Annotated in this window: 20 protein-coding genes; 14 read left to right on the top strand and 6 right to left on the bottom strand. The window is 44.9% G+C overall.

Annotation, left to right across the window (positions count from 1 at the left end; translation table 11 throughout):
• The first annotated feature begins 53 nt into the window (after positions 1–53).
• Together AC6R16_RS17325 and AC6R16_RS17320 are read left to right on the top strand one after the other, a co-directional pair.
• Complete coding sequence (locus tag AC6R16_RS17325) at positions 54–593, top strand: YaeQ family protein (protein ID WP_500675210.1); 540 nt, start codon at positions 54–56, stop codon at positions 591–593.
• The gene (locus tag AC6R16_RS17320) at positions 586–1,125 is read left to right on the top strand and encodes a hypothetical protein (RefSeq protein ID WP_500675209.1); all 540 of its coding nucleotides are present in this window, start codon (positions 586–588) and stop codon (positions 1,123–1,125) included. Before AC6R16_RS17325 ends, AC6R16_RS17320 begins: the two co-directional genes overlap by 8 nt.
• An 82-nt stretch (positions 1,126–1,207) precedes the next feature.
• On the opposite strand, the gene hmpA is transcribed toward AC6R16_RS17320, so the two are convergent.
• The gene (hmpA, locus tag AC6R16_RS17315; protein WP_500675208.1) at positions 1,208–2,383 is read right to left on the bottom strand and encodes an NO-inducible flavohemoprotein; all 1,176 of its coding nucleotides are present in this window, start codon (positions 2,381–2,383) and stop codon (positions 1,208–1,210) included.
• A gap of 254 nt (positions 2,384–2,637) precedes the next feature.
• On the opposite strand from hmpA, the gene norR reads away from it, so the two are divergent.
• The 9 genes from norR (at position 2,638) to AC6R16_RS17270 (ending at position 12,181) form a co-directional block, all read left to right on the top strand.
• Positions 2,638–4,224 carry a nitric oxide reductase transcriptional regulator NorR gene (gene norR / locus AC6R16_RS17310; RefSeq protein ID WP_500675207.1) on the top strand — a complete coding sequence of 529 codons (1,587 nt, stop codon included), beginning with the start codon at positions 2,638–2,640 and terminating at the stop codon, positions 4,222–4,224.
• Between the two features lie 88 nt (positions 4,225–4,312).
• A complete protein-coding gene (locus tag AC6R16_RS17305; protein WP_500640338.1) occupies positions 4,313–4,672 on the top strand; it encodes a glutaredoxin family protein in 360 nt (119 codons plus the stop codon).
• Between the two features lie 15 nt (positions 4,673–4,687).
• A complete protein-coding gene (locus AC6R16_RS17300; protein ID WP_500675206.1) occupies positions 4,688–5,299 on the top strand; it encodes an HAD family hydrolase in 612 nt (203 codons plus the stop codon).
• Positions 5,300–5,396: 97 nt separating this feature from the next.
• Positions 5,397–6,011 carry an NAD(P)H-dependent oxidoreductase gene (locus AC6R16_RS17295; RefSeq protein WP_500675205.1) on the top strand — a complete coding sequence of 205 codons (615 nt, stop codon included), beginning with the start codon at positions 5,397–5,399 and terminating at the stop codon, positions 6,009–6,011.
• Positions 6,012–6,013: 2 nt separating this feature from the next.
• The gene (locus AC6R16_RS17290; RefSeq protein WP_500675204.1) at positions 6,014–7,933 is read left to right on the top strand and encodes a monovalent cation:proton antiporter-2 (CPA2) family protein; all 1,920 of its coding nucleotides are present in this window, start codon (positions 6,014–6,016) and stop codon (positions 7,931–7,933) included.
• A gap of 128 nt (positions 7,934–8,061) precedes the next feature.
• On the top strand, positions 8,062–9,399 hold the full coding sequence (locus AC6R16_RS17285) for an MATE family efflux transporter (RefSeq protein WP_500675203.1): 1,338 nt from the start codon (positions 8,062–8,064) through the stop codon (positions 9,397–9,399).
• A gap of 203 nt (positions 9,400–9,602) precedes the next feature.
• A complete protein-coding gene (locus tag AC6R16_RS17280; RefSeq protein WP_500675202.1) occupies positions 9,603–10,517 on the top strand; it encodes a DMT family transporter in 915 nt (304 codons plus the stop codon).
• 121 nt (positions 10,518–10,638) lie between these two features.
• A complete protein-coding gene (locus AC6R16_RS17275; protein WP_500675201.1) occupies positions 10,639–11,541 on the top strand; it encodes a DMT family transporter in 903 nt (300 codons plus the stop codon).
• A 40-nt stretch (positions 11,542–11,581) separates the two neighbouring features.
• Complete coding sequence (locus AC6R16_RS17270) at positions 11,582–12,181, top strand: glutaredoxin (protein WP_500675200.1); 600 nt, start codon at positions 11,582–11,584, stop codon at positions 12,179–12,181.
• 266 nt (positions 12,182–12,447) lie between these two features.
• Here the strand turns inward: AC6R16_RS17270 and AC6R16_RS17265 are convergent, their stop codons facing one another.
• The 3 genes from AC6R16_RS17265 to AC6R16_RS17255 form a co-directional block, all read right to left on the bottom strand.
• On the bottom strand, positions 12,448–12,585 hold the full coding sequence (locus tag AC6R16_RS17265; RefSeq protein ID WP_004745434.1) for a hypothetical protein: 138 nt from the start codon (positions 12,583–12,585) through the stop codon (positions 12,448–12,450).
• 81 nt (positions 12,586–12,666) lie between these two features.
• Positions 12,667–13,017, bottom strand: coding sequence for a hypothetical protein (locus AC6R16_RS17260; RefSeq protein WP_500640345.1), 351 nt, complete (start codon positions 13,015–13,017; stop codon positions 12,667–12,669).
• A 51-nt stretch (positions 13,018–13,068) separates the two neighbouring features.
• Positions 13,069–14,247, bottom strand: a complete 1,179-nt coding sequence (locus tag AC6R16_RS17255; protein ID WP_500675199.1) for a multidrug effflux MFS transporter — start codon at positions 14,245–14,247, stop codon at positions 13,069–13,071.
• 113 nt (positions 14,248–14,360) lie between these two features.
• Here AC6R16_RS17255 and AC6R16_RS17250 point away from each other — a divergent pair, with 113 nt between their 5' ends.
• Both AC6R16_RS17250 and AC6R16_RS17245 read left to right on the top strand, forming a co-directional pair.
• Positions 14,361–15,242 (top strand): LysR family transcriptional regulator, encoded by an 882-nt coding sequence (locus AC6R16_RS17250; RefSeq protein ID WP_500640347.1) that lies wholly within the window; start codon positions 14,361–14,363, stop codon positions 15,240–15,242.
• 125 nt (positions 15,243–15,367) lie between these two features.
• Complete coding sequence (locus tag AC6R16_RS17245; protein ID WP_500675198.1) at positions 15,368–17,221, top strand: sensor domain-containing phosphodiesterase; 1,854 nt, start codon at positions 15,368–15,370, stop codon at positions 17,219–17,221.
• A 28-nt stretch (positions 17,222–17,249) separates the two neighbouring features.
• On the opposite strand, the gene AC6R16_RS17240 is transcribed toward AC6R16_RS17245, so the two are convergent.
• Together AC6R16_RS17240 and AC6R16_RS17235 are read right to left on the bottom strand one after the other, a co-directional pair.
• On the bottom strand, positions 17,250–17,720 hold the full coding sequence (locus AC6R16_RS17240; protein WP_500675197.1) for a hypothetical protein: 471 nt from the start codon (positions 17,718–17,720) through the stop codon (positions 17,250–17,252).
• 47 nt (positions 17,721–17,767) lie between these two features.
• Positions 17,768–18,280 carry a nicotinate-nicotinamide nucleotide adenylyltransferase gene (locus AC6R16_RS17235; RefSeq protein ID WP_500675361.1) on the bottom strand — a complete coding sequence of 171 codons (513 nt, stop codon included), beginning with the start codon at positions 18,278–18,280 and terminating at the stop codon, positions 17,768–17,770.
• Between the two features lie 187 nt (positions 18,281–18,467).
• On the opposite strand from AC6R16_RS17235, the gene nadE reads away from it, so the two are divergent.
• Positions 18,468–19,295 (top strand): NAD(+) synthase, encoded by an 828-nt coding sequence (nadE, locus tag AC6R16_RS17230; protein ID WP_500675196.1) that lies wholly within the window; start codon positions 18,468–18,470, stop codon positions 19,293–19,295.
• Positions 19,296–19,314: the final 19 nt, after the last annotated feature.

Genomic DNA, 19,314 nt, shown 5'->3' with positions numbered 1-19,314 from the left:
ATTTACAATAGCCAGCATTACGCTGGCTATTTTTTTGACTATAAGTAAGGCTCATGGCTCTTAAACCAACTATTTACAAATTCCGAATTTCTCTTTCCGACACCAACCGCGACTTGTACGACTCTACACAGCTTACTGTCGCACAGCACCCATCAGAAACAGTGCCACGAATGATGGCGCGTATTTTGGCCTTCTGTGTCAAATGGCAGCCGGAACTCGAGCTAACAAAAGGCTTATCAACCACTGAAGAGCCGGACCTTTGGGTCAAGTCTCTCGACGACCAAATTCAACTTTGGGTGGATATCGGAGAGCCATCCCTTGATCGCATTAAGAAGTCTTGCCGCTTAGCTAAGAAAGTGGATGTATTTTCCTTTAACAGTAAATCCGATGTCTGGTGGGAACAGACCAAAAATAAAGTTCACCAGTATGATGCTAACATCTATCGCTTTGACTGGAGCGGTATCGAAGCACTATCAGAGGTTGTCGAACGCAGTATGGATCTATCAGTGATGATCACTGGAGACAGCCTGTTTGTTGACTCAGATAAGGGGTCATTTGAGATTTCGCTAGAGAGCTTACAGTCGAATGACTGATTTGGAGCAGCAACTCAAAGCGATAGAAGCTGACACTCTGCCGTCATTGGTTGCTCTATCTAAAGCTTGGGATTTGTTTTGTCAGGCTCACTCACCTTTGTTTGAAAAAGCGCGACAAAACAAACCGGAAAGCCCTGTTTCCAATCACCTACTTGGCATTCTGACTAAGGCTCATGTCGAAACGAGCAGTTACGTGCAATCTAACGCCGCTTCTATGCAGGTAATGCATCAAGCATTCACTGACAATTTAGGTCAAGAGCACGCAGGAAAGTTTGAAGAGCAAGGAATGGATCAACTGATCCTTTGTACTCATCTGTGGTTGTATACCCAAGGTTATCTAAGACTCGATTTTAGTCTTGCCAATGATCATGCGCAAAACAGTGCTGAGGTTATCTCCTCAGTTAATAAACTTGATGTTCAGTCACTGAGAACAGAATTCTTGTCGAGCTACTATCACGGTTCAAAGCGCTCCCCTATTCAAGCTTCGGGTTCATGTAACCCTATCACTTGGCTAAAGAAACTATTCCATTAGTCTAACGATAACAGCACCGCGTAGTGATGAACTCAAATCAAAAAGGCCCTCAAAATGAGGGCCTTATTACTACTGCTATAGATTATAGGTAAGTATGAGGGCCAAACACTTCGTAGTGAATGCGGTCGCGATCAACACCTAGCGCTTCCAGTTGACGTACCACTGATTCCATAAAACCTACTGGACCACATAGATAGAAATCCGCGCTGCCAAGTGGTAACTCCTTCGCGACTAGGTTCAAATCTAGCTCACCAGAGAAGTCGGCACTTGCTTCATTTAAGTACCAAGTGAAACGCTTCCAGTTGTTCTGCTGTACAAGCTGCGCAGTTTCATCTTTGAATGTGTGTTGCTTTTGGTCGTTACATGCATACAGAACGCTCACATCTTTCTTACCTTGTGAAGCGAGGGTCTGCATCATAGATTGAATCGGAGTTGCACCAACACCCGCCGAAATAAGCACCACTGGTTGCTGCTTTTCTTGGTAATAGAAATCACCCGCCGGAGCATAAAGACTCACTTTATCGCCTTCATTGACTTCGTCATGGAGGAAGTTAGACACCAAGCCTTTATGTTCACCGACTTCGCGTTTCACTGAGATTCGGTAATCGTTGCCATTCGGCTTTTGAGACAGAGAGTACTGACGAATTTCGTTATAATCACATTGGCTAGGCTTTAGCTCAATACCAATGTATTGACCTGGTTGGTAATCCAGTACCTCACCACCATCTTCTGGTTCTAGCACAAAGCTAGTCACTAGCTCTGATTCTGCCTTTTTGGACTTCACAACAAAGCCACGTGCATTTTGCCACCCACCCACGGCTTGCTTGCGTTGTAGATATAGTTCGCCCTCGCGATCGATGAATACCTGCGCAAGGAAAAGGTACGCAGCGGTCCACGCTTCTTCCACTTCTGGAGTGAAAGCTTCTGTCGCCAGTTCACGCAACGTTTCAATAAGGTGGTGACCGACAATTTGGTAGTGCTCCGCTTGGATGTTAAAGCTAGTATGTTTGTGAGCAATACGTTCAACCGCAGAAGTCAGCGCTTCTAGGTTCTCAATGTTTTTCGCATAAGCCGCAACCGCTTCGAAAAGAGCCACACTTTGACGCCCTGTTTTTTGGTGGGTCATATTAAAGATATCTTTTAGCTCTGGGTTGTGGCTAAACATTCTTTGGTAGAAATGCTGAGTCAACGCCGGGCCTGCAGACTCTAGAAGTGGAATAGTGCTCTTTACGACTTCGATATGTTGGTTGTTAAGCATTAGGACTTACTCCTCAGTAGTTATAGTTTGTTATATTTAAGTTTTTTATACCCCTTAACAGCACGAAGTGTGCCAACTTCAGAATCCCTTTAAACTGCTAGTTTTATTGCTATTTTTGCTTAGAAATAGTCATTACGACACTTTTGAAATAGGTCAAATTGACATTAATAGGTTGCAATGCCGCATTCAGTGTGATTAATTTAGCAACATCCGATTCAAACTGGGTTTCTCCTGCCCCCGCTGTTGGTAATTTTATGCAAGATATCTCTGTTTCAACCCTCATTGATATGACGATAGGTCTCGCTCGAGGAGACAACGATCAAGATAGATTTAACAATCTACTCGATGCTATCCGTAAATCGATTCAGTGTGACAGTGTCGCGCTTTTGTCACGTCAAGGAGACACATTAGTCCCTCTGGCTCTGCAGGGTTTAACCCGTGACACATTAGGTCGTCGTTTTAAGATAGACGAACATCCACGATTTGCCCGAATCTGTGAGTCGAAAACCGCGGTAAGATTTGACGCCGATAGCGATCTTCCTGATCCGTTTGATAATTTGCTCCTCGATTACGAAGGCGATTTACCGATGCACTCGTGTATGGGCTTACCTTTACTCTATGCCGACAAACTGCTTGGCGTCTTAACTCTTGATAGCTTAACGCCAGGCGTGTTTGAGCAGTTTCCAACTCGCAGCTTAGATGCACTCTCGGCTATTGCGGCTTCTACACTAAAAGTCGCGCTCACGGTAAGCCAACTAGAACAACAGGCAAAACAAACCCAACAACGCTTTGAAGAGCTTAATGAGGACGCTTGGGATCGTGATGGTGGGGATATCATTGGTGACAGCGTCGCGATGCAAGCTTTGAAGGCCGACATTGAGGTCGTCGCTCCATCCAGTTTCAACATTTTGATTCATGGTGAAACTGGTGTAGGTAAAGAGCTTGTCGCCCGAAGCCTGCATCATCTATCACCACGTAAAAAACAGCCCTTAGTGTATGTAAACTGTGCCGCTATTCCCGAAAACTTGGTCGAGAGTGAACTGTTCGGGCACATTAAAGGAGCCTTCACTGGCGCAGATAAATCTCGTTTAGGCAAGTTTGCGTTAGCCGATGGCGGAACGCTTTTCTTAGACGAAATAGGAGAACTGCCCCTTGCAGCACAAAGCAAGATTCTACGTGCACTGCAAAACAATGAGATCCAACCGGTCGGGCAAGACAAGGTAGAAACGATCGACGTCCGCGTTTTAGCCGCCACTAACCGAGATCTCAAAGAAGAAGTCTCTGAAGGGCATTTCCGCTCAGATCTCTACCACCGCTTAAGCGTCTACCCGATCACCGTCCCAGCACTTCGTGAAAGAAACGGCGATATTGTTTTGCTCGCCGGCTACTTTCTTGAACAAGCAAGGCGTAAGCTCGGTATTGTCCAGATCAAGCTAGGTAAAGATGCGCAGCTTCTTCTTTCTCGCTACAACTGGCCGGGTAATGTTCGTGAACTTGAACACGTCATCAATCGTGCAGCACTCAAAGCACGAGCTCGCGGCAAAAACGGTAAACTGATTACGGTCTCAATTGAAGATATCGGTGAACTACAGTCTATCGTTTCGGGCAACGATACGGCGCTTGACTCCCCTAATGCGAGCGTAGAGTTAGACATCTCATTGGGGCTACGCGAAGCCACTGAAGAGTATCAACGCAAAATGATCGTTTCGGCCTTAACCGAGGCGGAGTTTAATTGGGCCAAAGCGGCACGAGCATTAAAGACAGATCGCGCCAATCTGACGCGCTTGGCTAAGCGCCTTGGTATCGAGGTTACCAAGAAACATCAGGTAAAAGTTAGCTGAGCTTTTAGGATTCAAGAATGATCACATCTCGGTTACAATGCGTAACGTAAATGTCATCTGAAGTTAGAATTATATAAATAGGATTGTTATGAAGTTTATCCGCTGGTTTTTAGGACGCGTTATCCTACTGCTCAACTTTGTTTTCTCACCAAAAGGCGTTAAGCGCTCGAACGAAGCGCAGCAAGAGGTAGATAGCAAAGCACAGTCTCTTGCACTGTATCAGTTCGAAGCGTGTCCATTCTGTGTAAAAGTGCGCCGAGCAATGAAGCGTCAATCGGTAAAATTTGACCTTCGTGATGCTAAGAACGATCAGACGCACCGCTCAGAACTCGAAGCGGGTGGTGGTAAAGTAAAAGTCCCTTGTCTAAGAATTGAAAAAGATGGGGACGTACAATGGATGTATGAGTCTTCAGATATTGTCGCGTACTTGGAGAAAGAGTTCGCATAAACAGAAGGATTGTCTATGTCACACGTACCATTGAATATTCGCGATATCAAAGCCATTGTTTTTGATTTGGATAATACTCTGGTGAGTTCTGACATGGACTTCCGTTGGCTAAGAGAGCAAATCGGCTGCCCGCTCGATAGAGACTTGCTCTCTTTTGTTGACCAATTGGAATGTGAGCAAACCTCTCAACAAGCCAATGCGCTTATTCTCCAACATGAGCTAGACGACGCTAATTCATCGCACCCTATGCCCGGATGCCAATCTTTGATTGAGTTTATCCATTCTAATCAACTCTTAACTGCGATTATTACTCGAAATTGCGCCCAAGCCGCAGAACAAAAAGTCTCTCACAACGCACTCAAAATCCCACGTATTATCACCCGAGAGCATTTCCCACCTAAACCAGCTCCTGATTCGCTGGTATATCTCGCCGACGAGTGGAACTTAGAACGTCATCAAATCCTTTATGTCGGAGATTATCTCTATGACTTACAAGCCGCCTTTAATGCAGACATGCCCTCTTGTCTATTAACTCATGGCAAGCCTACTGACTTCTCAGCTCACGCCTCTTTGATTGTTGAGCACCTCCACGACTTAGAACAAGCTTTTGCTCCATTTCACAAATAGCTCGCGCTCGCATTAGTGGCGTAAATATAATCACTATGTAACAATTAGTTTCTGCGCCCAATTTCGAGAAACGGCCTTTCAATCAGCGAGATAGTCTATGTCTGAAAACAAAGTTCTTGTGCTTTACGCTCATCCTTCACCTCAACGTTCCGAAGTGAATCAACACCTCTTTAAAGCAGCGAAAAAGGTTGAAGGCGTTACGGTTGTCGATCTTTACCATGAGTACCCGACCTATCACATCAACATAGATAAAGAGCAGCAAAGGTTGATTGACCACGATGTGATCATTTTTCAGTTTCCCCTCTACTGGTACTCCACTCCTGCAATTTTAAAAGAGTGGCAAGATCTTGTACTGGAATATGGTTTTGCCTACGGACATGACGGCACTGCTCTGCATGGCAAAAAGTTCCTCTGCTCTCTATCGGCAGGTGGTAAAGCCGATGCTTACCAAACCGATGGCTACAACCACTTTACGATTCGCGAGTTGCTCCATCCGTTGGAGCAAATGGCTACACTGACAGGCATGCAATACCTCGCCCCATTTGCTCTATTTGGTGCTCGCACAGCTCAAGAAGATGGACGGGTTAAATCGCATGTTGAAAACTGGTCAAGCTTGCTCAAAAAACTCGTCGCCAACGCGATAGATTTCGAACAAGCGAGTAAGCCGGAAAAACTCAATCATTATCTCGCCACATTAGTGAAAGAGGACTAAGCATGACTGGTTACTTTCTCCAAGCCTTTATTTACCTTGTAGCGGCTGTTATTGCTGTGCCTATCGCCAAACGATTAGGGTTAGGTTCGGTTCTTGGTTATCTCATCGCTGGCGTCATTATCGGCCCGATTATTGGGCTAGTAGGCGAAGAAACCACAACCATTCAGCACTTCGCTGAGTTTGGTGTTGTGATGATGCTGTTCTTAGTCGGTCTTGAGCTAGAACCCAAGATGCTCTGGTCGATGCGTAACCGTCTATTGGGTCTTGGAGGCCTGCAAGTCGGTGGAACCACCGCAGTTGTTATAGCAATTGCTCTTTACTTCGAACAACCGTGGACTATCGCGTTAGCAATAGGCTTAATCTTTGCGCTTTCATCAACTGCAATTGTTTTACAAACCTTTAATGAAAAAGGCTTAACGAAAACAGAAGGTGGACAGAACGCGTTTTCTGTTTTGTTGTTCCAAGATATCGCCGTTATTCCGATGCTGGCGTTTATTCCGCTACTTGCTTTGCCGGAGTTAGTCGAGCAGGCGCAAAATGCCGTTGGCACCGCCGCAGACCACCATGAAGAGTTAAGTTTAGTGGCAGGTCTTCCAGGCTGGGCCTATGGCTTAGTCATCATCGCTTCTATAGTGGGATTAGTCGTTGGCGGCCACTTCTTAAGCCGTCCTTTATTTCGCTTCGTCGCCAGCTCAGGTCTACGAGAAATATTTACCGCTACAGCACTGATGTTAGTAGTAGGGATAGCCGCATTAATGAGCTTAGTCGGGCTTTCTCCGGCACTGGGCACGTTCTTAGCGGGTGTCGTGCTTGCCAACAGTGAATTCCGCCACGAGCTTGAGTCTAATATTGATCCATTTAAAGGGCTTCTGCTCGGACTGTTCTTTATTACCGTTGGCGCAGGCATCAATTTTGGCATTTTATTCAATGACTTTGCGCTTATCATTGGTTTGACGATTGGTGTCATGCTGCTCAAAGCACTCGTCCTCTATGCTTTGGCGTTCATTTTCCGCATCAAGAATAGTAACCGTTGGCTGTTTACTCTAAGCCTTGCTCAAGCGGGTGAATTTGGATTTGTGCTGCTTAGTTTTACCGTGCAAAACCATGTTATTCCGCAAGATATCGCTCAAATGCTTTCGCTCGTTGTTGCCCTATCTATGTTCCTCACTCCGGGACTGTTCATTCTGTTCGATAAGGTGATCTTACCGCGCTTTGAACAGCAGTCGAATGAGCAAGAAGCAGATACCATTGAAGAGCAAGGCACTGTGATTATTGCAGGGATTGGGCGCTTTGGTCAGATTGTTAACCGTCTATTGGTTGCCAACGGGATTAAAACTGTCGTCCTTGATCAACAAGCGGCGCAAGTTGATGTTATGCGACAAATCAATACTAAAGCCTATTTTGGTGATGCTAGCAGACCAGACTTACTCCACACCGCAGGAATTGAAGAGGCAGCAATGATCGTTATCGCCATCGACAATCCAGACACCAGCGTTGAACTGACCAAGTACGTGAAACATACCTATCCGAAAGTGAGGGTGTTAGTGCGCGCCTTTGACCGCGGCCATGGCTATCTACTGAGACAAGCTGGGGCTGATATTGTCGAGCTAGAGACTTATCACTCCGCTTTAGAACTCGGTGCACATGCAATGCGTTCTTTGAACTACCATCCATTTACCGTAGAGCAGCAAAAGTCGGCTTATAAGCGCGTTGAGGACAAGAAATCAGACATCTTATACCACGCTTGGGAAGATGATTCTGAAGGTGAACGCTTCGATAATAACTACCGTAAACTCTTTATGCACCTCGAAGAGCAAATCAAACTGGCGATACAAGCTGACCGCAGCGACCGCCACGAGGGAGGAGAGCGAGGCTGGACTCCTCCTCCAAAAGGATATGCCGATGAATTAAAAGAAGAGTAAATCTACAGATATTTACGCTTTAGGCTTGAATTTTAACGTTTTAGCAACGATGTAACAGTAACCCTAATCAAACCGAAGCGCATTACCTCAACTTGCTTTGAAACTGGTTAAACAACCTGAGCTCAAATATGACTGTAACGACACAAGAAACATCCCCTTCGCTGGGGCAACAGCTATTCAAAATGACCTGGCCAATGCTATTTGGCGTGTTGTCCATTATGAGTTTCCAACTGGTAGACAGTGCGTTCATCGGCCAGTTGGGTATTCTGCCTCTTGCTGCACAAGGATTTACCCTACCGATTCAGATGGTGATCATCGGCATTCAGGTTGGTCTGGGGATCGCGACAACGGCAGTGATAGCCAAAGCCATTGGAGCGAACCAAGAGCGCTATGCGAAACAACTCGGTGGCCTTGTGATTGCAATGGGGAGTATTGGTGTCGCGCTGTTTTCAGTCATTATCTACCTGTTGCGTGAACCGATTCTGTCTCTTCTTAGTGCTCCGGATAGCGTTCTTCCTATCATTGATAGCTATTGGATTTACTGGCTAGTCAGTGCTTGGGTAGGTGCTGTGCTCTACTTCCTTTACAGCGTATGTCGCGCCAATGGCAATACCATGTTGCCTGGCACCATGATGATGGTGACTAGTCTTCTCAACTTAATTCTCGATCCTATCTTTATTTTCACTCTAGATATGGGGATCAATGGAGCGGCTATTGCCACCATTCTAGCCTTTGGTATCGGCATTTTGATTGTTGCCCCTAAGGTGACGCGTAAGCATTGGATGAGTTTCGATTGGAGCGATTTGAATGTGGTTAAAAGCGTGCGTTCAATTGGTAACATCATGGGCCCAGCAATGATCAGTCAATTGCTGCCGCCACTCTCATCAATGTTAGCCACAAAGCTTCTCGCCAGTTACGGTACAGCAGCGGTTGCAGCATGGGCACTCGGCTCTCGCTATGAATTCTTTGCGATCGTCTCGGTGCTTGCTCTTACCATGTCAATGCCGCCTATGGTTGGTAAGCTGCTAGGTGGTAACAATCTAACCGATATTCGCAAACTTGTGGTGATCGCGTGTAAATTTGTTATCGGTTTTCAAGTCGTAATCGCGGCGATCACTTTACTCACCTCTGATTGGCTGGCATCGCTAATGACCAGTGAAGAAGAAGTAGAATCCATCCTAAATTTCCACCTGATGATCGTGCCATTTAGCCTTGGGCCTTTGGGCATCTGCATGTTAATGGTTTCAATTTCAAACGCACTTGGTAAATCCTATACCGCGCTGACTATCTCAGCACTGCGTCTATTTGCCTTTTTCCTACCTTGTTTGTGGTTAGGTGCACAGCTAGGAGGGATTCAAGGTCTGTTTTGGGGCGCGTTCGGCGGCAATATCCTAGCGGGCATATGTGCCTGGTCTATGTACCAAAGAGCATTAGGCCAAATTGAAACTAGGCTACAATCTGCATAATTTGTCGATTGCAATCTAAAGCATATGTCGATAGTCTAAAAACTCATCACTTAGGAACAATTATGAAATTTACGTTTACCTACCTTTGGCTCCTTCTCCTTAATGCCTGTAGCCGGTAGGTAACCTCCTGTCTGGCTGCGAGAAACGTAGCCAGAACACCACTTTCTCGTAGCCGCAACTCTCAAAGAAAGGATACGAGAAACATGACTGAAGAAACACACGTCGCCCCCTCATCAAGCTCATCCATCTCTCAAGTCGGGATCTTGCTGGCACTGGCAGGTTGCATTCTCTTTTCGATAAAACCCGTTTTGGTCAAAGTTGCCTACCAATATGGTGGCGACGCAACCTCAATAATGACTCTGCGTGCGTTTAGTTCTCTGCCACTCTATCTACTTATGCTCATTTACCTTTGCAGAAAACCTGAAAACCGAAATAGAGTAAATCAACATGGCTTTAAAGCCGCTGCTATTGGTGTGATGGGCTACTACTTGGCAAGTTTCCTTGATATTGCTGCATTGGAATTTATTACTGCCCAGCTAGAACGATTGTTGATCTTCTTGTTTCCAACTTTTGTCGTACTGATCAGTTGGGCTTTATATCAGCAAAAACCGAGTCGCACCGTCATTATTTCTGCCTTGATTGGTTACCTAGGGATCAGTTTTATTGTTGTTCATGACTTTAATACCCTAGGACAATCGGTGCTTCTTGGCAGCTTGCTCGCTATTGGTTCAGCACTGGTGTTCGCGTTTTATCTTGTATGGAGCAAGCCACTTATCGGTCACCTTGGCAGCTCACTTTTCACCAGTATCGGCATGGGTAGCGCCGGACTGGCTATTTTGGTTCACTTAGGGTTGAGCGGCGCTGATATTGCAACTTGGAGCCGTGAGCTAATCGTAACCGGTGTACTACTTGGCATATTCTGTACCGTGTTGCCTTCGTATTTGGTCGCCGCCGCGATGGCAAGGCTTACACCAACAACCTTGAGCCTAACAAGTAATATAGGCCCAGGAATTACCGCTGGTATGGCGGTAGTGGTACTCGATGAAGCGTTTACGATCTGGCATGCACTGGGGCTTGTTCTTGTCGTCGTGTCGGTTTACACCTTAAACAAGAAGTAATCTCGTACCAAACTTAGCTGAATCATTCGAATCATTTGTCCAATACGCTCAAATTCGTCAGGTGACCTGAGCTAAATAACATCGTATGATTCAGCTTATCTATTTTTCAGACACTTATATCATGAGCACCCAAAACCACCATCCTCTTCAAGGCGCTAGTTGGATGCTAAGCGCAGGACTGGCTTTTGCCATTGTAAATAGCTTGGCTCAAGTGGCGAGTATCAATTACGGTCTTTCTTCGACAACGGTTGCCCTGATTCAATATGCAATCGCACTTGTGGTTATTCTACCCTATTTAAAAACACTAGGTATTAGGCAGTCACTGCGCACGCAGAATCTAGGATTGCATGTTTTACGCGTCTTCTTAGCGGTGATAGGTATCCAACTGTGGCTATGGGCACTTGCCTACCCTGTACCTATTTGGCAAGGCATCGCCCTACTGATGACTTCGCCATTATTTGCGACGATTGGCTCTGGCTTGCTCCTTAAAGAGAAGGTGGGTGCGGCTCGTTGGGGTGCTACCCTCACTGGCTTTATTGGTGCAATGATCATTTTAGAACCTTGGGCGGATGATTTTAGTTGGGCGACACTTCTCCCTGTCGGTGCGGCATTCTTTTGGGCCTGTTACGCTCTAATGGTGAAGAAGCTTTCTTCACAAGATTCTCCGTCAACCATGGTTGTCTACCTACTCATACTCATTACACCGTTTAACATTTTGCTCGCTCTACCAGACTGGCAACTGCCAACAGGCGCAACATTATGGCTAATCTTAATTGGTGCAGGCGCTATGACAGCACTGGCGCAGTGGGCTATTGTTAAAGCATACTCAGTGGCAGATGCTTCGTTTGTTCAACCCTTTGATCACGCGAAACTGCCATTAAATGTGTTAGCGGGTTGGATGGTATTTGGCTGGGTACCACCAGGTCGGCTTTGGCTTGGTGCGGCGATCATTATCGCTTCAGTGGCTTTCATTACCCAATGGGAAGCAAAAAAGCCGAAAAAGTTGAAAGAAATTTCAAGCTAGACCGTTCTAATTAGTCATAGCTTTTAACGGAGAAACCTCTATGACACAACCAATCAAATTAACACTTTACCGCTGGGCTGGCAGTTGGGGACCATTCAAAGTCAACATTCCTTGCGGGGAGTGTACTCTGACCAAAGATGTCCTTAAGGACACATTCGAAAATGAACTTGCCGGTATCCCAGTCGAGCTTGAAGTGAAAGATTGGTTATCTCACTGGTGGGAACCCTTGAAAGTAGGTTCATGGCACGCGCCCATTCTGATGGTCGAAGGCAAAGTAGTAAGCCAAGGGGAAGCGCTAAACCGTGGCGTGCTCGTGCAATCTATTATTCAAGAATGGACTAAGCGCGATACTCTAAAAGGCAACATTGTTTATGGTAAGGCAACTTGCCCTTACTGTGTCAAAGCGAAAAAGATCTTAGATGAAGCGGGCATTGAATACGAATACTACGATGTCGTTAAAGACAGCGCAGCCCTTTATCGAATGATCCCTGAAGTAAAAGCTATCATTGGTGAGAAGACGCCGGTTACTGTTCCTCAAATCTGGCTCGATGGTCATTACATTGGTGGTGCCGACAACCTCTCCGCTTGGATTGAAGAGAAAGGGCTAAGCACAGTGCCAGACAACGTGGTTTCTCTGTAATACCAATCGGGATAAATAGCTGATCAGATAATTGCGCAGGAAAAATCGCTTAGAGCAAGGCATAGATTGCAGATAGCTAGTTGATCTACCTACAAAATCTATAACGCAGCTATCAGCGATTTTGACCAGCAAGAATGACCAGATATTTATTCTGGTTGGTATAAGCTTTCCACCAAGCAAAAACGACAAAGCCCCGCTGATTGTGCGGGGCTTTGTTTTTATGAGCCAGACAGCTTCGCTCGCCTCACTCATAAAATCCTTTTCAACTACGCGCTGATTACTTTCTTCATCATACGTTTGATAAAAGATGTCTTCTTCGCTTTAGGCTTGCCGTAAAGAGCATCTTGCATGGCTTGCTTAGCGATCATCTGACCTAGATATGCGTTGCCTAATTCGTGATTCATGATTATCTCCTCAAAGTAAGCAGCGTGATTTTAATCACAATCAGATTAAAAACAAGATCTAAATCACATTAAATTTAACAACTAAGCACGCTTTGGCTGTTGATAGGTTTTTCCAGCCACTTGGTAGGTATCTTTGCGCTTCACATCAAACATGACATCAAAGAACCAAGCAACAAAACGGATCACATCATCGCCTTCATCCATTACATGCTCAACAAACTCTTGTTCTTCACCTTGCTCATTAGCCTGTACTGTTACGTGATAGATACGCTTAGCGCCATCGACTTCTGCCAACGCAAATTGCCCAGTTAGTGACTCAGCGGCTTCCGCCACTTCTTGGTCTTCGCTTGCTTTCAGTACTTCGAGTGCTTGCGGCAAGTTCTCTTTATCGCATAGTGACTTGACTAGCGTTTCAAAATCTTTAAGTTCCATTGATCCAGTCTCAACATAGAAATTTGCGGGCATTGTATACCCAACGCGTGATCAAGCAAACTTTTGCTGAGCGATGATAAGCTTTTTCGAAGATATAAGAACCAAACCCATCGTAGTCGCCGAGATGAGATAGAAAACTCCCATGCTCATTTGACTTTGCACCCAATGCTCGACCAAATAGCCACCAAATGCTCCCGACAAGCACATTTGCACTGCCCCTGATAGTGCAGACACTGAACCAGCCTGCCGTTTATGTGGCTCAAGCAACATACTGATAGAAAGAGGAGTGGAAAGACCTTGTGCAATCGTCAGCAAAGTAAACGCCGACACAAGATTAAACAGAGTAACTTCCGTAACCAGTAACCACAGACCAGAGAGCATCATCGTCGAAATGGCTAATGCAAGGATCTGCTTGGTATCTAGATATCGGTTCACCACATTAAGCAGTAAGCTACCCATCATTAAACCAGCTGACGGTATGATCATGACCGAACCATACTCTGCAGCCGTCAGACCAAGCTGATGTTGCAATATAAACGGCATAACAGATAACGACACAACACTCGCAAGGTAAGTCACCCAGTTATAGCTCGCACTGGAAATAACCTGCTTATTAGTCATTAAGCCGCCATAGTTTTTAATCACACTCACCAAATTGAATTGTGTCTTTCCATAAGTCATGGTTTCTGGAAGAACGAAGTAACCTAAAGTAAAAATGGCGATTAGATAGAGTAAGACGAACATAAACACCGCTTCCCACCCCAAGTAGAAAGCAATCCAACCACCCATAACAGGCGCGATGATCGGCATAACAGAAGCAGTGACAGAAATGTAGGATAACGCTTTGGTTAACTGTGAACCTTCGTAGCTATCTCGGAGCACGCTTCGACCAAGAACGGACGCACTACCCGCCCCTAAACCCTGCAAAAATCGCCCAATAATCAGCACGGTTAGGTTATCGGTGAAAGTAACGCACATTACAGTTGCGGCTAAATAGATCCCCTGACCGAGTATAAATACGGGGCGTCGACCAATGGCGTCTGACAAAGGGCCGTAAAAGAGTTGAGATAGGCCAAAAGCGACGAGAAAAACGGTGACCAAAAGTTGTACGTCGGCTTGCCCAACATTCAAGCTGTTACTGATCATTGGCAATGACGGAAGGTAGATACTGACACCAACTTGTCCAGTTGCGATGATCATCATTGCTAACAATATAGGTGTTTTCTTCATAGTAGCTCCTTAACAAACCGACAATAATGTCAGTTTAAATTAGCCACTATTAAATGATAATATATCGCTATGGAAAGTGATTAGTTCCCAAAAAGAAACAATAAGGTGGCATTATGGATTGGATTCAAAGTGTGCAGAGTTATATTCGTGTCGTTGATGAAGGCAGTTTTAATGGTGCAGCAAGAACCCTCAACACCACCAGCTCAGCGATCAGTAAACGTATCCACTGGCTGGAAGAACGTATTGGCGTTCAGTTGTTAAAACGTACCACTCGTTCAGTCACGCAAACTGAAGCGGGAGCTTTATTTTATGAGCGTGCCAAAGTCCAACTTGATGGCTGGCAATCCATTGTTGACGAAACACGCTCGGTATCTCAGACGCCAGCAGGGTTACTTAAAATAGGCGCAACTCTGGCGGTAGGATCAAAGTTTTTGGTTCAGTACTTGAACGACTTTTTGCAGATGTATCCTGACATTCGCATTCAACTTATCACAACCACGCCCGGTCAATTACCAACGTTGAGTTTGGATCTGTTTATCAGCCGTGAAATTGAACAACTCAACTCGCTGAGTTTTAAAGCCACTCCCCTTTTTGAGCATCGAGCTGGTTTCTATGCGTCACCAAGTTATATTGAGCAGTTTGGCGAGCCGCAAAGCTTTAAAGAGCTTACTCAACACAACATGTTGGTATGGGGAGAGAGAACCCAACGTGAGATTTCCCTGACCAATGGACATAAGATTTTGCTCAATGGCAACTTCGCTACGTCTAATCCTGAAGCTCTTTTTTATGCCGCAAAAAGTGGAATGGGACTGCTGCTCACCAACGACGTAATGATCAAAGAAGATCTTAAGCTCGGAGCGCTAAAGCGTATTCTCCCGGATATAACTGCTGATGAAGCAACAGTTTACGCCTACTATCCAAAACTCGACTATCAGCATACACGTACTAAACTGTTTTTGGACTACTTAAAAGAGCGCCTTTCCAACCAACAGTAATCTTTATCTACCGAACGAAAAACCTATATTTGGCATTTGCATTAATATGCGACACGTACCATATTTAATGAGTAACTAGATTGATAATTAAGTGATACAAATCACAATAACAGTGAGTTACCGATATGGTTAGGACAACGTCAGTACAGAACTCGTTAAGCGTCGAGACGATTAACGATACGCTCAGCCTCGATGGCCAAGATCTTCTCAACAAAGCTACGTTGGAGCTTCAGCAATACTCGAACTCATTTTGTACATGCATTATTGAACTTGATCAGTTTACCAACCGATCAACACTTCTTGCCTCTTCTAGCGGTGTAAAGTTGAAACGGGATGATTATCTCGCGCCACTGACTCACAGCACGTGTACCTTTGTCATTAAGTCTAATCAGGACTATATCGTCTGCGATGCTGATGCCAAAAAGCTCCACCCTCATGAGCAATATATTTCTGAGCATGATATTGAATCGTACTTAGCAATTCCCCTTAAAACCCGCAATGGCGAAGTTTTAGGGATACTATTGTCTGCTTATACTCGCGCTTTAGATCCTAAAAGCAGAGAGGAGCTGATATATAACCACAAGCTATTTGCCAATATCGTCACCCATAACCTTAAGTCAAAATGGCTAACGGCACGCTCAGAGATGCTCGTTGATCAACTCAGTTATGAAGTTTCTCACGATAACCTCACGGGGCTACTTAACAGAAGCTATCTCTCAGATAAGCTTGAGAGACTCAGCGAAACGCAAAACATTCCATTTACGCTAGCCTATTTAGACATTGATAATTTCAAGTCAATTAACGACTTGTATGGGAATTATATAGGTGATCAGCTTATAAAGTTTGTTGCCAATACCATCAAGGAAACGATAAAAGACGAGCAGTTTGCATTTCGAATTGCCGGCGATGAGTTTGCTTTTATCACGCAAGCCAGCGATCCGTTTAAAGTCTGCTACACCATCATTAAAAACCTAGAAAAAGGCTACCAAGATCCTTCGCACAAAATTAAGTTCACAGCGAGTATTGGCTTAGCAAAAAACATTAATCAAAGCCTGTCCGCCGACCAAATTATTCTCAATGCCAGTCTAGCGCTGAAGGATTGTAAGCAATCTCGTCACGTTCACGTGCAATGTTACGATACCCACTTAAGTGCTCAATACTATCGTAAAGCATTGATCATTGACGCACTCAGAACAGAACTCGCTAAAGAGTCCATTAGTGATAGCGAACTATATGTCGCAGTGCAGCCCATTGTTGAGCGTGACAATAACAATTGGGACTACTTCGAAGTTCTCGCCCGTTGGCAAAGCCATGCTCTTGGGACAATTTCACCACTAGAGTTTATCGATGCCGCGGAGCAATCTGGGCTTATTGTCGAATTGGGCGAGCACATTGTAGAGCTAGCCTGTAAGGCGAAGCTAGCACTGGAGAAAGGACTGGGTCATAGCGTTCGACTGAGCCTTAATTGCTCGGCGCACGAGCTGCACAATTCGAATCGCTATTTACAGCACCTACTCAACACCATAAAGCACTACGGCTTTAAACCTGATGAGTTCACCATTGAGCTTACAGAAACGGTGCTATTATCCCAAACCGAGGAAGTGAAAAAGATCCTCAACAAGCTGAGGTTCCTTGGCTTTAAAGTCGCACTCGATGACTTTGGTACTGGATATTCAAGCCTTAACTATATCCATAGCTATCCAATCGACTGCATTAAAATCGATGCTACCTTTATCCGGAATATGCATACCAATGAAACCGCCGAACGTGTGGTATGGCTTATCGTCCAACTTGCCAAACAATTGAATCTCTCGTTGGTCGCAGAGGGCGTTGAGGATCAAGAAGCGCTAGAGAAGCTTTATGACATGGGGTGCAGTCAAATTCAGGGTTACTACTTCTCAAAGCCTGATAAACCGCAAAACATTATTAGTCAAAGCTTTGAACGAATTACCCAACAACAACAAGTGTCTAACGGATAGGTCTTGATTAGGAAAGGTAAGCTTTCGCTTAAAAAGGTACTTCAACCTGCATCATAAAATCACCGTCATACTGTTCATGCCAACGGTAGTCGAGTCGCATGCGTGGTGTTCCGGCATCCATGTCGCCAAAGCCGAGGCTCAGCTGTACACCATGGCTTCTGATCCAGTTTTCGGTGTCCATCTCTTTGAGTTTATCTTCCAACTCATTGGGCACCCAAACTCCAACACCAAAGTAATTGGACGAGGCATTATTTGAAATCAGTGGATTGGTCTCATGACCAAACAACCAATCAGACCAATAAGAGGAGTGATCGGTTTTCTCTGCGAGGGTCAGTTCCATAAAGGCTTCGTTTGCTACAGTATCATCTATCTCCAAATCGAAGATTGTGGTACACGATGGCTTAGTGCCTTCAAGCATTAACGAATGTGCAGATACATCCTCTTGATAAAGCTCGCAAGCCGCAACAAGGGGAGAGAACGATAACATCAACCATATCATTCCACACCTAAACATTCACACCTCAAATATATAGAACGCAATCCTATTTAATAATACTCCTTTTCGATTAATTTGCGTAATACTTTTAGCGTAACAAGATGTGAAATATCTTTGTGCTGTTTAAGGGCATTGCGAATATCGGTACTTCTCACTTTTACTTTTTCAGGGCAACATAAAAGAGACCAGCGATTGACGATTTCTTCTGCTTTATGAAACTTAGCAAAGTTAAGTAAGTTATCTGGACCCATAACAAAGGTTAATTCACTGTCTGGGTATTGAACTTGCAAAGCTTCAAGTACGGCATAAGTCGTTACACTACTTTCTGGTGAATAAAGAGACTCTTCAATCGTAGATCGCTCTACGTTATTCACTTGCAAGTCTTCAATAAAAGCATCAACTAGATCGCATCGAGCACTGTATTCCAACATCTGTTTACCCCAAGCGTGAGCAATGCTTGGCAGTAGCAAAACCCGATCAAAATGGGTTAATGACTCGATCACGCTCTTGTGGCCCAGACTTGGTGGGTTAAAAGCGCTTCCAAATACAGCAATTTTGCTCATTTTATTCATTTACTCTTTATTGAAAACCGTGATCACAGTTTTCTAATTCCTTGATTGCGGTATGATATAGGCACGTGACTTTAACACGTTCACTTCAGCATAAATATGCCTTGCTGAGGTAGACCTGTTAAGGCTACCAACTTTACTACCCAATTTTAAACTACATTGCTTGCAGGAAGGAAACATAATGGAACAGTTGATTCGCGATGAAATGCGCGTTCTGCCGTCGATCGACCCTCATTTTGAGATAACACGTCGCGTCGACTTTATTAAGCGAAAACTTCAAGAAGCCGGATGCAAATCTCTAGTTCTTGGTATCAGTGGTGGTGTTGACTCAACGACTTGTGGTCGATTAGCGCAGCTAGCCGTTGATCAATTAAATGAAGAGTCTAATGGCGGCTACCAATTTATCGCAGTTCGACTGCCTTACGGCGAGCAGAAAGACGAAGATGAAGCGCAGCTCGCTCTTCAGTTTATTCAGCCTTCTCACTCTGTTTCCGTTAACATTAAAGCAGGTGTAGACGGCCTTCACACGGCAAGTCATACCGCACTTGAAGGGACTGGGTTACTTCCTGAAGATAAGGCCAAAGTAGATTTTGTAAAAGGGAACGTTAAAGCCCGTGCGCGAATGGTCGCTCAATACGAAATTGCAGGTTATGTCGGTGGTTTAGTGATTGGTACTGACCATTCTGCCGAAAACATCACTGGCTTCTACACCAAATTTGGTGACGGCGCTTGTGACCTTGCCCCTCTATTTGGTCTTAGTAAACGTCAAGTACGTGAAGTTGCCGCAACACTAGGTGCGCCAGAGTTGTTGGTTAAGAAAGTTCCTACGGCGGATTTAGAAGAGTTAGATCCACAAAAAGCGGACGAAGATGCGCTTAATCTTACCTACGAACAGATTGATGATTTCCTAGAAGGTAAGCCAGTATCTGCGGAAGTGACCGAGCGCTTAATTCAGATTTACAAAGTGACTCAGCACAAGCGTCAACCAATACCTACCATTTACGATTAACGTAAAAACAAAATAGCCT

Source organism: Vibrio sp. R10-SG3-ISO10 (assembly GCF_059834185.1).
Note: the sequence above shows the minus strand (reverse complement) of the source record. Positions and strands in the feature narration are given on the sequence as shown.